Genomic DNA, 14,690 nt, shown 5'->3' with positions numbered 1-14,690 from the left:
CCGGTTATAGGCGTCATCGGCGGGCTTCGCTGTCTTCGTGCAGCGAAGCCCGCTTTCGCTTGACATCGACGTCTAGTTTATTGGACACTCCGTCCACTATGCTAGATACCGTCAAGCCTTCCGCTGAAGCCGACATCAACCAGCGCATCGCGGATCGCGTCCGCGAGTTGCGTGCCGCGCGCGGCTACACGCTGGACGCGCTCGCGGCGCGCTGCGGCGTGAGCCGCTCGATGATCTCGATGATCGAGCGCGGCGCGGCCAGCCCGACCGCCGTCGTGCTCGACAAGCTCGCGGCGGGCCTGGGCGTATCGCTCGCGAGCCTTTTCGGCGGGGAAGCGGAAGGCGCGCCCGCGCAACCGCTCGCGCGGCGCCGCCAGCAATTGAAATGGCGCGATCCCGAATCCGGCTATACGCGCCGCAATCTATCGCCTGCGGGCTGGCCGTCGCCGTTTCAGCTCGTCGAAGTGGACTTTCCGCCGGGCGCGCGCGTCGCGTATGAAACCGGCGGACGCGAATCGAACATGCACCAGCAAGTCTGGGTGATGAGCGGACGCATCGACATCGTGATCGGCGACGAGCTTCACGCGCTTCAGCAAGGCGACTGCCTCGCGATGCGCCTCGACCGCCCGCTCATCTTCAGCAACCCGGCTTCGAAAGCGGCGCGCTACATTCTCGCCATCGGCGACGCGTCCGCCAACTGATTCATCTTCAGCCCTGAACGGATATCGAATGAACACCACCGATCCGCACGACGACGTGCGCCTCATCGATTGCAACGAGGCCGAACACGCGCCGGCCATCCTCGAGATACTGAACGAAGCCATCGTCAACTCGACCGCGCTGTACGACTACGTGCCGCGCCCAGCCGAAGCCATGTCGACGTGGTTCGCCGCGAAACGCGCGGGCGGCTTTCCGGTTGTCGGCGCCGTCGATGCGTCGGGCAAGCTCATGGGCTTTGCGAGCTGGGGCACGTTCCGCGCGTTTCCCGCCTACAAGTACACCGTGGAGCACAGCGTCTATGTGCATCGCGATTGCCGTGGCCTCGGGCTCGGCGAGCGGCTGCTGCGCGAACTGATCCGGCGCGCGCGCGAAGCACAAGTGCATGTGCTCGTCGGCTGCGTCGATGCGACGAATGCGGGCAGCATCCGCCTGCATACGCGGCTCGGCTTCACGCATTCGGGAACGATCACCGAAGCCGGGTTCAAATTCGGCCGCTGGCTGGATGCGGCGTTCTATCAGCTCAAGCTCGAAACGCCCGTCGCGCCGGTCGACGGCTGACGCATAACATCAAGTAATGGAACGCGGAAAATAAAGCGCGTTGACGGTGTTTATGGGCGATCCAATACTTCGCTCATCGCCAACGCACTCTTTTTCGCGCCATGAATTCAGTCGACAGATTTTTTGCTCCCGCGGTCGATCTCGACGATCGCCTCGCCGATGTCGTCACCTGGGAACATGGCGGCAAGCTATGGCCGAGCGGCGAGCAACAGACGCTGACGTGCTGCCGCGTCGTCGACGAAACGCACGATATCAAGAGCTTCGAATTCCGCACCGCCGACGGCCTGCCCGTGCGGTTCGAACCGGGCCAGTTCATGACGGTGTCGGCGAAGGTGCAAGGGCAATCGGTCGAGCGTTGCTACACGATCTCCTCCGCACCGACGCGCCCGTTTTTGCTCTCGATCACGGTGAAGCGCGTGCCGGGCGGAACGATGTCCAACTGGCTGCACGACAACATGAAGCCCGGCAGCGACCTGCGTGCATACGGTCCTTCCGGCGCTTTCACGCCGAGCGTCGCGCCCGCGAGGAAATCGCTGTATCTGTCGGCGGGATCGGGCGTCACGCCGCTCATGTCGATGACGCGCGCGAGCATCGACCTTGGGCTGGATCGCGACATCGTGTTCATCCACAGCGCGCGTACGCCTGCGGATATCGTGTTCCGCGATGAACTCGCGCGATTCGCGAAGCTCTCGCCGCGCCTGCGCGTGTTCTTCGTGTGCGAAGGCATCGGCGACGAGACGCAGTGGCAAGGTCCGATCGGCCGTCTCAGCCTGCAATTGCTGTCGCAATGGGCGCCCGACTATCTGGAGCGCGAGGTCTTCACGTGCGGCCCGGCCGGCTACATGAGCGCGGTGCGGACGTTGCTTCGCGAAGGCGGTCACGATCCGGCGCGCTATCACCAGGAAAGCTTCGATATCGGTGCGGGCGTCGCGCCCGCGCCTTCGCCGAACGAAGCCGGCGTTGCGCAGGAAACCTTCACCGTGAAGCTGTCGCGCTCGTCGAAATCGTTCACGATGAACGCATCGCAAACGGTGCTGTCGGCGGCGAAGAAGGCGGGCGTCGCGGTGGCGTCATCGTGCAGTCAGGGCATATGCGGGACGTGCAAGACCAAGGTGCTCGAAGGCACCGTCGACATGAATCACAACGGCGGCATTCGCGAAAGGGAAGTCCAGAAGGGATTTCGCCTGTTGTGCTGCAGCCGTCCGACTTCGGACCTCGTACTGGAACTGTGAGGAGACGCGCACATGGCGGTCGAAGACCCGGTGCGGACGATGCGCGATGTCAGAACCTATCGGCTCGCGCGCGTGCTTGCGCAATTGAAGCGACACGAATGTCCCGCGATCCTGCTGTACGACCCCGTCAATATCCGCTATGCGACGGACACGTCCAACATGCAGATATGGACCGCGCGCAATCCGTCGCGCTACATCATGGTGTTCGCGGATGGCCGCATCGTCGCGTGGGAGTTTCATAGCTGCGAGCACGTTTGGGACGGCATCGAGTTGAACGTCGAAATGCGCGGCGCGGTGAGCTGGATTTATTTCAGCGCGGGCCACGAAGCGGAAAGCCGCGCCGAAGTGTGGGCGAACGAAATCGTCGATGTGTTTCGCGCGCACGCGCGCGGCGACAGCCGGCTCGCGGTCGACCGGCTCGATCCGATCGGCTCGGCGCTGCTCGTCAATCGCGGCCTTACCTTGCTCGACGGTCAGGCGATGATGGAAGACGCCCGCGCGATCAAGTCGGCGGGCGAGCTCGTGCTGATCGGCGAATCGCTGCGCGCGTGCGAGGCCGGTATCGAACGGATGCGTCGCGAGCTTCGGCCCGGCATGACCGAGCAGGAGCTATGGGCGCATCTTCACTTCGAGAACATCCGTCACGGCGGCGAATGGATCGAGACGCGGCTGCTCGCGTCCGGCGAGCGCACCAATCCGTGGATGCGCGAATGTTCGTCGCGCGTGCTGCAAAACGGCGAACTGCTTGCCTTCGATACCGACATGGTCGGCCCGCACGGCTACTGCTCCGACATTTCCCGCACCTGGACGGTGGGCGACACGCGTCCATCCGACGAGCAACGCAAGCTGTACGAACTGGCTTATTCTCAGGTGCATTTCAACATGGACCTGCTGCGTCCGGGCATGACCTATCGCGGGTTCTCCGAGAAGGCGTGGAAGATTCCCGCGCCGTACGTGAAGAACCGGTATAGCTGCATCGCGCATGGCATCGGCATGGTCGATGAAGCGCCGGCCATCGCGCATCAGGTCGATTGGGACAGCGCGGGCTATGACGGCGTCTTCGAAACGGGGATGACGCTGTGCATCGAAAGCTATATCGGCGCGGAAGGCGGATGTCAGGGCGTGAAACTGGAGGAACAAGTGGTGCTTACGGAGCACGGCTGCGTGCCGCTCACGGCATGCAGCTTCGAGACCGACTGGTTGTGACGGAGAGCGCTTCATGAATCGTCGTGCGCAGAACGTGGCGGCTTACATCGCCATCGCGGAGAAGCTGTTTCAATCGGAGAAGCTGCCGGAAGCGGGACGTCGCGTCGCGGCGCGCGTGTTCGAGCGATTGCGGACGCCATCCGACGATGGCGCGCGGCACCGCACGCGCTATCCCGCATGCGAATGGCTCGACGCGACGCTCGCGCCTTTCATCGACGATGACACCGGCTTCGGCACCGCCGCGCGCGCGATCAAGGCGCTCGAACCCGATCTCGGCTGGTCGCGCCGATCATCGGGCCTGAACGGTAGCGACGGCTATATCGATGCACACGTGCACGGCATGATCTGCGGTCCCGGCGGCGCGGAGAGCCGTTATGACGTGCAACTGGGCTTTTCGCTGATGCTGCCGCATACGCGTTATCCGGATCACAGTCATCCGCCCGAGGAAGCTTATGTGCTGTTCACGCCGGGTGAGTTTCGGCAGAACGGCGGAGAATGGCGCGATCCGGGCATCGGCGGCGGGATTCATAACGTGCGGAATAATCCGCACGCGATGCGGTCGGGTGATGTGCCGTTTTTCGCGATCTGGTGTCTGTTGACGAGGGAGGGGGATTAGGCGGCTTTCGAAGCCCCGCCCAGCGGGGCTTCGCTCACCTCACTTCCCCGGCGTCAACACAACCCTGAACCGCGCCTTGCCGCTCATCATCCGTTCATACGCCTCGCCCGCGCGCGACAGCGGATATTCCTCGATCATCGGCTTCACGCCCGACAGCGCGCTGAACGCGAGCGTTTCCTGCGAGTCCGCCGCCGTGCCCGACGGCCAGCCCTGCACCGAGTTGCGCCCCATGATGAACTGCGTGATCGGCACCTCGACCGGCTCTTCCGATATCCCGACCATGATGAGCTTGCCGTTCAGCCCCAGCCCGCCGATGGTCGCGCTCATCGCCTTGCCGCTCGTCGCCGTCGCGAGTATCACGCGCGCGCCGCCGAGCGCCTTGAGCGCGTCGGCCACGTTCTGCGATTCGCTGTCGATGTAATGATGCGCGCCGAGTTGCTTCGCGAGCGGCGCCTTGTCCTGTCCGCGCGCGATGGCCACCGTCTGGAAGCCCATCTTGCGCGCGAACTGCACGCCCAGATGACCGAGCCCGCCGATGCCGAGCACCGCGACGACATCGCCCGCTCGCGCGCCGCTGTTGCGCAGCGCATTGAACGTGGTGATGCCCGCGCAAAGAAGCGGCGCGGCATCGACGTCGGAGAGATCGTCGGGCATACGCGCGAGCGCTTCCTGCGGCGCCACCATGTATTCCGCGTAGCCGCCGTCATAGCTGATGCCCGGCACCAGCGCGCGCTGGCAAAGCACGAAGTCGCCGTGCCGGCAATGCTCGCAATGGCCACAATGCCCGCCGTGCCAGCCCACGCCGACGCGCTGACCCTTTTCCCATCCTTCGACGTCCGCGCCGAGCTTCTCGATCACGCCTGCGATCTCGTGTCCCGGCACGCGCGGAAATTGCAGACCCGGCCAGAGTCCTTCGACGGTCAGCGAATCGCTGTGGCAGATCCCGCACGCCTGCACCTTGATGAGCACGTGTCCGGCGGGCGGTTCCGGCACATCGCGCTCGACGACTTCCAGCGGACCATTCGCTTTCGTTACCTGCACTGCCTGCATCGTTGGCATCGCTTGCTCCTTGTCATGGAGAAACACGCGCGGCGCACCTCGCGCGCCGCAATCGGATGAGACGGCCCGGTCAATCGCACTCCCGAGCGCATCGTCGAGAAACGTCGGAGATTGCGATTGTGACAGGGTTCCGCCCGATGCATCGGCCGCGCGTCCATGCGCGCGCTGAACGTGATGCGCCGCCTTTACGCCGAACGCAGCGGACGGAAGCCCGCGCGAACTTCATCCGTGAAGGCTTGCGGCTGCTCCCATGCCGCGAAATGCCCGCCTTTCGCCAGACGGTTGTAGTGAATCAGCTTCGGATACGCCTTCTCCGTCCAGCTTTGCGGCGCGGCATAGATCTCGTCCGGAAACACGCTCACCGCCACCGGAATCGCAACATGCTTCGGCGCGAAGAAGTTGAGCTTGTTTTCCCAGTACAGCCGCGCCGATGAAACGCCCGTGTTCGTCAGCCAATAAAGTGTGATGTTGTCGAGGATGTCGTCGCGCGTGAGACCCTCCGCCTGGCCGTCGAACACACGCGCGATCAGCGCCTGGCTCGCCGCGTCGTGATCGATCATCCATGCCGCGAGACCGATCGGCGAATCCTCGATGCCATACAGCGTCTGCGGCCGATTCGCCATTTCCTGCGCGTAGCCGAGGCCGTGTTTGTAGAAGTAATCGAGTTGATCGAACGCGTGCTTTTCATCGCCGGCCAAACCCGCGGGCGCGGGATTGCCGTACTTCAGCGCGTTGGCGATATCGTCCGGCACCGTCGCCGGCATGTTCGTGTGCATGCCGATCAGTTCCGGCGGCGCGATAAGCGCCATCTGCTCGGTCACCGCGTTGCCCCAGTCGCCGCCCTGCGCGACATAGCGCGTGTAGCCGAGCCGCTGCATCAGCGCGATCCATGCGCGCGCGATGCGCTGCGGGTCCCAGCCGGTCGTCGCCGGCTTGCCGGAAAATCCGTAGCCGGGCAGCGACGGAATCACGACATCGAACGCATCCGATGCATTGCCGCCATGCGCGGTCGGATTCGTCAGCGGATCGATGATCTTCAGTTGCTCGATGATCGAGCCGGGCCAGCCGTGCGTGACGATCATCGGCAACGCGTTCGCATGTTTCGAGCGAACGTGGATGAAGTGGATGTCGAGTCCGTCGATCTCGGTGACGAAGTTCGGCACCGCGTTGATCCGCGCTTCGACCTTGCGCCAGTCGTAAGCGGTCGACCAATGGCGCGCGAGTTGCTGCATCGTCGCGAGTTGCACGCCTTGCGAGGCATCGGCAACGGTTTCGCGTTCGGGCCAGCGCGTCGACTGCACGCGCCGCTTCAGATCGGCGAGTTGCGCATCCGTTGCGTGGACGCGAAGCGGGCGAATCGCGGTCTTGTCGCCGCTCTTCACTTGCACGATGTCCGCCGTGCTCTGGATCGAATCGGCGAATGCGACGCGGCTCAATGCGCTCGCCGCGATGCTCGCCGCCGCGACGCCGATGAAATGACGGCGCGAAGCCGTCCGGAGAGGAAGATCGTTCGACATGACAAGCTCCTGAATGCGGGTGCGAGGAGGAGCGATGTGTGCCGCAACGAATCAGAATCACTGAACCGCACTTGCAGGCCGCCGTTCGGCAAGCCCGGGATCGTCACCGCCTCGATGCGCCGCGAAGGGTTTTCGCAGCAGGTGACGCGATTATGTGCATGTGCACACTCGACGTAAATGCAGCCGGGGTTACAACAGAATTGTCGGGCGGGAAAGAGTCCCGCCCGACATCGCTTATGAATCACCGCGCCACGTTCGACGCCACACGCGCACCGTTCTGTCTGCGCCGATAACTCGTATCGCGCGATGCAAGCCAGTAATAAACCGGCGACGTCAGCAGCAATCCAACGATCCACGACAGATCCGCGCCGTCGAGATACTTGGGCACCGCGCCCGCATACATCGGCGTGTTCATGAACGGAATCTGCACGACGATACCGATCGCATAAGCGATCAACGCCTGCGGATTGAATCGTCCATAGATGCCGCCGTCTACCTGAAAGATCGACTGGATGTCGTACTTGCCTTTGTGGATCACATAGAAGTCGATGAGATTGATCGCGGTCCACGGCACCAGCACGACGAGCAGCGCAAGCACGAGATCGACGAGATTCGCGACGAAGTTCGTCGATGCGCCGATCGCGCCATAGCAGCACGCGACGAGAATCGCGACCGACAACACGGCGCGCGCTTTCGCCGTCGGAATCCAGCGATACGCGAACGTCTGCAATGACGTGATCACCGCGAGCACCGCGCCATACAGGTTCAACGCGTTGTGGCTGATGACGCTCAACAGGAACAACACGAGCATCGGCAGGCCGAGCGGTCCGGTGGCGAGCTTCACGGCATCCATCGCGTCGGCGCCGGGCGGCACCGCGAGCACCGCGACCGCGCCGAACACGAAGGCGAGCGTCGAGCCGATCGTGCAGCCGAGATACGTCGCCCAGAACGTCGACGAGACGCGCACGGTCGCCGGCAAATAGCGCGAATAGTCGGACACGTAAGGCGCGAACGCGATCTGCCACAGCGCGGAAAGCGATACGGTCGCGAGCCAGCCGGCGAAGTTGAAGCCGCCGCGCGTGAGGAAATCGTCCGTCGAGACATGCGTGAGGATGTAGCCGAAGCCCACGCAAATGCCGATGCCGAGGACCCACGTCCCGATGCGGTTCAGGATATGAATGAACTTGTATCCGATGATGCCGATCAGTCCCGATCCCAGCGCGCCGATCACGATGCCCACGGGCACCGACACCGACGTCTCGATGCCATGCAGCGACTTCCCCGCGAGCACGATGTTCGACGCGAAGAAGCCCACGTACATCACGCCCGCGATGACGGTCACGAGCAACGCGCCCCACGATCCGAACTGCGCGCGGCTCTGGATCATCTGCGGAATGCCCATTTGCGGCCCTTGCGCGGAATGCAACGCCATCAGCACGCCGCCGACCGCCTGTCCGACGACGATCGCAACGATGCCCCACAGCAGGTTCAGATGAAAGATCTGCACGCCGAGCGCGCCCGTCACGATCGGCAAGGGCGCGATATTGCCGCCGAACCATAGCGTGAACAGGTCGCGCACTTTGCCGTGACGATCCTCGGGCGGCACATAGCCGATGGTGTGCTTCTCGATCAACGGAGAAGCGTTGCGTGATGCACTAGTCAAAGTCGTCTCCAGTTTGTGCGCGGCAAAGCGATGCCCTGCCGCGCATCGCGCCCGTATCGCCTGCGGCGTGTGAGAAATCAGGCTGTGGTCGAAAGATGATCGGCGAGGCGTATCAGCATCGCGTCGCAATCGTGGAGTTGTTCGAGGGTTACGTACTCATCGGGCTTGTGTCCCTGATCCATGCTGCCGGGACCGCATACGACAGTCGGAATGCCTGCCTGATCGAAGAGTCCGCCTTCCGTGCCGAACGCCACCGTGCCGAATTCCGACGATCCGCTCAAGAGCGCGACGAGACGCGCCGCTTCGCTTTCGGGCGATGTCGCGAGTCCGGGATACGCGGATAGCGCTTCGAGGCGAACGTCTGTCTCGGGTTCAATGGCGCGCATCTTCGGCAGCAGTTCGGCTTGTGCGTACGCCTGCAAATCCTTGGCGACCGTGCTCGCTTCGAAGCCGGGAAGCGCGCGCACTTCGAAGTCGAATTCGCATTCGGCCGGCACGATGTTGAGCGCACGACCGCCCTTGATGACGCCCGTCTGCACGGTCGAATACGGCGGATCGAAGCGCTCGTCGTGATGCTCGAGCTGCGCCAGCCGTTCGCCGATTTCTTCAAGCCGATTGATGAGGCGCGCTGCATATTGAATCGCGTTCACGCCATACGGCGCATAGGCGGAATGACAAGGCGCGCCTTTCACCTGACAACGCATCGCGAGCTTGCCCTTGTGACCGAGCACCGGCTTCAACGATGTCGGCTCGCCGATCAGACACAGAACGGGCTTGTGCGCGCGCTTCTCCAGTTGCGCGAGCATCGGCCGCACGCCGAGGCATCCGACTTCCTCGTCGTATGAAAACGCCAGATGCACGGGCAATCTCAGTTCGCGCTCGATCAACATCGGCACGGCGGCCAGCACCGACGCGAGAAAGCCCTTCATGTCGGCTGTGCCGCGGCCATAGAGCCGTCCATCTTTTTCCGTGAGACGGAATGGATCGACGGTCCACGGCTGGCCATCGACCGGCACGACATCCGTATGCCCCGAGAGCACGATGCCGCCGCGATCGCGCGGTCCGATCGTCGCGAACAGATTCGCCTTCGTGCGCTCCGCGTTGTAGAACAGCTCGCTTTCGATGTCGAACTGCGCGAGGTAATCGCGAACGAACTCGATCAGCGCGAGATTCGAATCGCGGCTGACGGTCGCGAAACTAATCAGCTTGTCGAGCAGATCGCGGCTCGTCGTGTCACTCATCGCCCGGCACTCCGTAGCTCGGCGCAGCGGTCGGGTTCAATGCGCGCGTCACGTAGTCCTGCATCTGCGGCTCGTACGCATGCCACAGGTCATCGAGCTTGCCGATGGGATCGTCATCGGCCCAGTCGACGCGCAGATCGACGAGCGGCCAGCTTTGCTCGCCCGCGATCTTCAGCGCCGCCGAATGCACCGGCCCCGCTTCGCCGCCCGCCGCGATCGCCGCATGCATCGCGGCAAGCAGACGATCCGCAAGCTGGCCCGATGCGTTCTCGAATGCGGGAATCATCGCTTCGATGACATGCACGCCCGCGAGCATGTTGCCCGCCGCGACGCATTGCCTGCCCGCGACCGCGTGATACGTGCCGAGCGCTTGCTTGCCGCTGAAGAACGCGGTGTGGCCTTGCGCATCGACGACCGTCACCTGCCGATACTCGCTCCATTCGTTCGCGCTCAACGCGCGTTCGAGTGCGGCGTTCGCATCGAGCTTGGCGCTTTCGATGTAATCGAGAATTTGCGGACCGAGCGCGGGCAGCGTGACGTTCTGCGTCGCGACGACGCCCACGCCCGCGCGCACCCACGGACAGCGCGCGCCCACCGCGATGCTCGACGAACTGATCGCGATGCCGAGCTGCCCGGTCTCTTCACATCGTCCGACGATCGAGAATGTCATGCGCGCTCCTGGGGCGGCGTCCATCCATCGGGGATGACGGCGATCACATCGATCTCCATCAGCCATTCGGGTTGTCCGAGCGCGACGACGGTAAGGCCCGTCGAAATCGGAAACACGCCCTTCAGCCATTTGCCGACTTCGCGATACACCGGCTCGCGAAAGCGCACATCGGTGAGATAAGTCGTCGTCTTGACGATATGCGAGAGATCGCTGCCCGCTTCTTCGAGCAACTGCTTCACGTTCTTCATCGCCTGCTCGGCCTGCGCGCGCGGATCGCCGAGACCGACGAGATTGCCGTCGAAGTCCGTGCCGATCTGACCGCGCACATAAACGGTATTGCCCGCGCGAACGGCCTGGCAGAGGTCGTTATCGAGGGTCTGATTCGGGTACGTATCCTTCGTGTTGAACATGCGGATACGGGTATGCGTAGGTTGGCTCATCGAATGCACCTTGATTCCGGATAGTTTCTGATCAGTTGACGCCCATCTCGCTGACCTTGTGGACGCGCGATGCATCGGTCACGCCTTCTTCGCGCTTCGTCTCGACAGCACGTTGCGGCGCGTCGTAATAAGCGAGGTATTTGCGCTGCGTGACGATGTGATCGGCGATATGTTTCGCGTCGTGCCACACGCCCCAGATGAACGCGGAGCCGCGCCGCGAAAGCCACGGCAAGCCGAGAAAATAGATGCCCGGTTCTTTGGCGACGCCACGTTGATGTTTCGGCTTGCCTTTGTCATCGAATGCATCGACTTGCAGCCAGTTGAAATCGACGGCATAACCGGTCGCCCAGATGATCGACGTAACACCCGCTTGCGCGAGATCGAGTTCGAGAAGCGGATGCGTCATGCATTCCGGGTCGGCGGGAATATGGCGCGCTTCGGGCTCCTCGGGCAGATCGAGGCCGTTGCGTTGCGCATAGGCATCGGCGGCATCGAGCAATGACAAATAGTTCTCGTCGCCGCGACGGATGTTATCCGCGAGATCGGCTTCGAAGCTCACGCGCGTATCGTCGAACGATTTCGTCAGACCGACGAGCGTGATGCCCTGATGCGCGAGGCGCCTGAAGTCCACCGTATGGCCGCCGCGCGCGCCGCTCACGGCAATGGTCACATGCTCGCGGCCCGGCTTCATCACTTCCGCGTCCCATTCGCCGAGCACGCCGAGCCACCAGCAGAAATCGCGTCCGCGATATCCGCGCGGCGGACGATCGTGCGCGCCGACCGACAGATACACGCGCCGGCCCGCGCGCTGCAATTCATCGGCGATCTGCACGCCCGACGATCCCGCGCCCACGACGAGCACGCCGCCTTCGGGCAGTTGCTGCGGATTGCGATAGTCGGCGGAATGGATCTGCGTGAGCTTTGCGGACGACGGCGCGATCGGCGGAATCACGGGGCGCTGAAACGGACCCGTCGCGACGACCACGCGATTCGCTTCGATGGTTCCGTCGGATGTATCGACGGTAAAGCCCGGCCGCCCCGCATTGCGCACGACCTTCTTCACTTCGACGCCGGTGCGAATGGGCGCATCGAATTTCTTCGCGTACTCGACGAAGTATTCCGCGACCTGATCTTTCGATGCGAAACCATTGGGGTCGAAATCCGCGAACTCGAGATTAGGGAAACGATCGTGCCATGCGGGACCATTGGCGACGAGCGAATCCCACCTGCCCGTGCGCCAGCGTTCGGCGATGCGATCGCGTTCCAGCACGAGATGCGGCACGCCGAGCTTGCTCAGGTGTTCGCTCATCGCGACGCCTGCCTGGCCCGCGCCGACCACGAGCGTGTCGATAGACGTTGTTTCCACTGTCATGGCTATGTCCTTCTGAAAGGCCGTTGTATCCGTGATGTCTTCGTGAAAATCTACGCGTCCCGATCGAATCCGAAAAATATATTTAAGAAATGCACGGCATCGGATTTGGCTATGCAATGAATTTTGAGCACTTCACAATGCGGCTCATCGAAGCTCCATTTCCGGAATGTCATCGATGGAAAGCCATCCCTTGCGCTATTCGCTGCGGCAATTGCGCTACTTCGTGGTCGCTGCCGAAGCCTTGTCCTTCACCGCCGCCGCGAAAAAACTGCATATTTCGCAACCGTCGATATCGACCGCCCTCGCCGATCTCGAAGCATCGTTCGGCGTGCAGCTATTCATTCGCCATCATGCGAGCGGTCTGTCGCTCACGCAGGCCGGCCGCGATCTGCTCGGGCAAGCGCGCAATCTGCTGAAGATCGCGGAAGAACTGCAAATGGCCGCGAAAGAAATGGATGGCGGCATGACCGGCTCCATCGCGCTCGGCTGTCTCGTGTCGCTCGCACCGCCTTTGATGCCGGGACTCATCAGCCGCTTCACGGCGGGGCACGCGGGCATTTCGTTTCGCACGGTCGAAGCGCATCAGGACGGCTTGTTGCGCGGCCTGCATGACGGTTCGCTCGATATCGCCCTCACCTATAGTCTGGACTTGACCGAGGACATCGCGTTCACGCCGCTGCTTTCGTTGCCGCCTTATGCGATCTTGCCGAAGACGCATCGGCTTGCGCGAGCGCGCAAGGTATCGCTCGCCGATTTGCAATCGGAGCCTTACGTGATGCTCGATCTGCCGCATAGCCGCGAGTATTTCGCCGCGCTCTTCGATGCGGTCGGCAGCCGTCCCGTGCCCGCGTTCCGGTCATCGCAACCGGAAGTCGTGCGTGGCATGGTGGCGAACGGCCTCGGCTATAGCATCCTCAACTTTCCGCTGAAGTCGAATCGCACGGTGGATGGCGAGGACTTCGTGATTAAGCGCTTCAAGGACAACGTCAACGCGACTACGTTAGGCATCGCGCAATCGCGCACAATGCGTCCGCGGCAAGTGGTGCATCGCTTCTCGTCGTTCTGCGAGAACTATATTAGGCGACTGCATATCGATACGTGAAGTTATCGGCGCTGCATAGATAAAAGCTTTGCTTTGTATCCGAAAACAATATTTTGGCTGGCAATTTGGCTTGATAGATTGATGTCCATGTCGAGCGCAATGCGGTCAAAGCCCGCGCCAGCGCGCTCTCACGAGTTGAGACAAGGAGGGCTTCATGATCGCAGTGGACACGCTCATCGACCAGTTACGGTCGAATTGCGAACGACCATTCAGCGATGCGCACGCCATGCCGCCTGGCGTCTATACATCGCCCGACTTCCTGTCACTCGAAGAGCGCGAGATCTTCGCGCATGAATGGCAATGCGTCGGCCGCGCGAGCGCGTTGAAGGAACCCGGCGATTACCTGACGGCGCAGATCGGCGCGCAGCCGATCGTCGTATTGCGCGACGAGCAGATGCAGCTCAAGGCGATGTCGAATGTGTGCCTGCATCGCATGTCGGTGCTGCTGGAAGGGCGCGGCAACAAGCGGCGCATCGTGTGCCCGTATCACGCGTGGAGTTATGGACTCGACGGCGAATTGAAGGGCGCGCCGCTCATGGACCGGCAAGAAGGCTTCTGCAAGGAAAGTTATAGGCTGCCCGCCGTGCGCTGCGAGGAATGGCAAGGCTGGATCTATGTGACGCTCGATGAAAGCGCGCCGCCCGTCGCAACGCAGCTAGCCGAACTGAGCGAATTGATCGGCGCGTATGGCATGACGGACTACATCGAAACTTTCTATGAAGAGCATGTGTGGGATACCAACTGGAAGATCCTCGCCGAAAACTTCATGGAAAGTTATCACTTGCCAATGCTGCATCGCGCGACCGTAGGGCCGCATTCGAAGCTCTAAGAGATGGAATGTCCACCGGGTTATCCCGCGTTCAACTATCACTGGATCACGAAGGAAGCGAGCTTGCCCATTGGCAATGCTCATCCGGATAACCCGCGTTTAACGGGTCATTGGCGCAAGACGACCGCACTGCTCGCGATCTATCCGACGCATCTCGTCACGCTTACGCCCGGCTATTTCTGGTATCTCGTGTTGCAGCCGCGCGGCGTCGGGCAAGTGCATATCCGCTTCGGCGGCGGTCTCGCGCCTGAATTCATCGCCGACGCGGAAGCGAACGCGCATATGTCGACATTGAAGAAGCTGCTCGACGAAGTGAACGCGGAAGACAGGCGCGGCGTGGAAGCGGTGTTTCGCGGCGTGCATGCGCCGCTCGCGAAGCCCGGAAATCTGAGCCACCTTGAACGGCCCAATTTCGACTTTGCGCGCTATATCGCGACGAAGCTCGCACAGCACTGAAAGACAGGA

Annotated in this window: 13 protein-coding genes and 1 pseudogene; 7 read left to right on the top strand and 7 right to left on the bottom strand. The window is 62.5% G+C overall.

Features of this window, described 5'->3' with window-relative positions; genetic code table 11:
* Positions 1–98: 98 nt before the first annotated feature.
* From BG60_RS01025 to BG60_RS01005, 5 genes are all read left to right on the top strand, one after another.
* Complete coding sequence (locus tag BG60_RS01025) at positions 99–701, top strand: helix-turn-helix domain-containing protein (RefSeq protein ID WP_008346244.1); 603 nt, start codon at positions 99–101, stop codon at positions 699–701.
* Positions 702–729: 28 nt separating this feature from the next.
* Positions 730–1,278 (top strand): GNAT family N-acetyltransferase, encoded by a 549-nt coding sequence (locus BG60_RS01020; protein ID WP_008346242.1) that lies wholly within the window; start codon positions 730–732, stop codon positions 1,276–1,278.
* Between the two features lie 101 nt (positions 1,279–1,379).
* Positions 1,380–2,510, top strand: a complete 1,131-nt coding sequence (locus tag BG60_RS01015; RefSeq protein WP_008346241.1) for an FAD-binding oxidoreductase — start codon at positions 1,380–1,382, stop codon at positions 2,508–2,510.
* A 12-nt stretch (positions 2,511–2,522) separates the two neighbouring features.
* Positions 2,523–3,716 carry a M24 family metallopeptidase gene (locus tag BG60_RS01010; RefSeq protein WP_008346239.1) on the top strand — a complete coding sequence of 398 codons (1,194 nt, stop codon included), beginning with the start codon at positions 2,523–2,525 and terminating at the stop codon, positions 3,714–3,716.
* 13 nt (positions 3,717–3,729) lie between these two features.
* Positions 3,730–4,332, top strand: coding sequence for a dimethylsulfoniopropionate lyase (locus BG60_RS01005; RefSeq protein ID WP_008346237.1), 603 nt, complete (start codon positions 3,730–3,732; stop codon positions 4,330–4,332).
* 39 nt (positions 4,333–4,371) lie between these two features.
* Here the strand turns inward: BG60_RS01005 and BG60_RS01000 are convergent, their stop codons facing one another.
* The 7 genes from BG60_RS01000 to BG60_RS00970 all read right to left on the bottom strand — a co-directional run bounded on the left by BG60_RS01000 (position 4,372) and on the right by BG60_RS00970 (position 12,294).
* On the bottom strand, positions 4,372–5,391 hold the full coding sequence (locus BG60_RS01000; RefSeq protein ID WP_008346234.1) for an alcohol dehydrogenase: 1,020 nt from the start codon (positions 5,389–5,391) through the stop codon (positions 4,372–4,374).
* Positions 5,392–5,576: 185 nt separating this feature from the next.
* On the bottom strand, positions 5,577–6,908 hold the full coding sequence (locus BG60_RS00995; RefSeq protein ID WP_008346232.1) for an epoxide hydrolase family protein: 1,332 nt from the start codon (positions 6,906–6,908) through the stop codon (positions 5,577–5,579).
* A 241-nt stretch (positions 6,909–7,149) separates the two neighbouring features.
* Positions 7,150–8,571 (bottom strand): purine-cytosine permease family protein, encoded by a 1,422-nt coding sequence (locus BG60_RS00990; RefSeq protein ID WP_008346231.1) that lies wholly within the window; start codon positions 8,569–8,571, stop codon positions 7,150–7,152.
* Positions 8,572–8,648: 77 nt separating this feature from the next.
* Positions 8,649–9,812, bottom strand: a complete 1,164-nt coding sequence (gene argE / locus BG60_RS00985) for an acetylornithine deacetylase (protein WP_034470115.1) — start codon at positions 9,810–9,812, stop codon at positions 8,649–8,651.
* On the bottom strand, positions 9,805–10,482 hold the full coding sequence (locus BG60_RS00980) for a DUF1028 domain-containing protein (protein ID WP_008346226.1): 678 nt from the start codon (positions 10,480–10,482) through the stop codon (positions 9,805–9,807). Before BG60_RS00980 ends, argE begins: the two co-directional genes overlap by 8 nt.
* Complete coding sequence (locus BG60_RS00975) at positions 10,479–10,922, bottom strand: RidA family protein (protein ID WP_008346225.1); 444 nt, start codon at positions 10,920–10,922, stop codon at positions 10,479–10,481. The genes BG60_RS00980 and BG60_RS00975 overlap by 4 nt, the downstream gene beginning before the upstream one ends.
* Positions 10,923–10,953: 31 nt before the next feature.
* Positions 10,954–12,294: a flavin-containing monooxygenase gene (locus BG60_RS00970; protein ID WP_008346223.1), complete on the bottom strand. Its 1,341-nt coding sequence runs from the start codon at positions 12,292–12,294 to the stop codon at positions 10,954–10,956.
* A gap of 175 nt (positions 12,295–12,469) precedes the next feature.
* Between BG60_RS00970 and BG60_RS00965 the strand changes: the two genes are divergently transcribed.
* Positions 12,470–13,396 carry a LysR family transcriptional regulator gene (locus tag BG60_RS00965; RefSeq protein WP_008346221.1) on the top strand — a complete coding sequence of 309 codons (927 nt, stop codon included), beginning with the start codon at positions 12,470–12,472 and terminating at the stop codon, positions 13,394–13,396.
* A gap of 154 nt (positions 13,397–13,550) precedes the next feature.
* A pseudogene (locus BG60_RS00960) lies at positions 13,551–14,681 on the top strand (aromatic ring-hydroxylating oxygenase subunit alpha).
* The last annotated feature ends 9 nt before the right edge of the window (positions 14,682–14,690 follow it).

Source organism: Caballeronia zhejiangensis, assembly GCF_000698575.1.
GTDB classification, from domain to species: Bacteria; Pseudomonadota; Gammaproteobacteria; order Burkholderiales; family Burkholderiaceae; genus Caballeronia; species Caballeronia zhejiangensis.
This window is presented reverse-complemented; position numbering and strand designations above follow the sequence as displayed.

What these genes read in the sequence shown, in the direction of transcription:
- BG60_RS01010 (WP_008346239.1), top strand. Translation starts at nt 2,523, where the DNA reads ATGGCGGTCGAAGACCCGGTGCGGACGATGCGCGATGTCAGAACCTAT.
- BG60_RS00970 (WP_008346223.1), bottom strand. Translation starts at nt 12,294, where the DNA reads ATGACAGTGGAAACAACGTCTATCGACACGCTCGTGGTCGGCGCGGGC.
- BG60_RS01020 (WP_008346242.1), top strand. Translation starts at nt 730, where the DNA reads ATGAACACCACCGATCCGCACGACGACGTGCGCCTCATCGATTGCAAC.
- BG60_RS00975 (WP_008346225.1), bottom strand. Translation starts at nt 10,922, where the DNA reads ATGAGCCAACCTACGCATACCCGTATCCGCATGTTCAACACGAAGGAT.
- BG60_RS00995 (WP_008346232.1), bottom strand. Translation starts at nt 6,908, where the DNA reads ATGTCGAACGATCTTCCTCTCCGGACGGCTTCGCGCCGTCATTTCATC.
- BG60_RS01005 (WP_008346237.1), top strand. Translation starts at nt 3,730, where the DNA reads ATGAATCGTCGTGCGCAGAACGTGGCGGCTTACATCGCCATCGCGGAG.
- BG60_RS01025 (WP_008346244.1), top strand. Translation starts at nt 99, where the DNA reads ATGCTAGATACCGTCAAGCCTTCCGCTGAAGCCGACATCAACCAGCGC.
- BG60_RS01015 (WP_008346241.1), top strand. Translation starts at nt 1,380, where the DNA reads ATGAATTCAGTCGACAGATTTTTTGCTCCCGCGGTCGATCTCGACGAT.
- BG60_RS00965 (WP_008346221.1), top strand. Translation starts at nt 12,470, where the DNA reads ATGGAAAGCCATCCCTTGCGCTATTCGCTGCGGCAATTGCGCTACTTC.
- argE (WP_034470115.1), bottom strand. Translation starts at nt 9,812, where the DNA reads ATGAGTGACACGACGAGCCGCGATCTGCTCGACAAGCTGATTAGTTTC.
- BG60_RS00980 (WP_008346226.1), bottom strand. Translation starts at nt 10,482, where the DNA reads ATGACATTCTCGATCGTCGGACGATGTGAAGAGACCGGGCAGCTCGGC.
- BG60_RS01000 (WP_008346234.1), bottom strand. Translation starts at nt 5,391, where the DNA reads ATGCCAACGATGCAGGCAGTGCAGGTAACGAAAGCGAATGGTCCGCTG.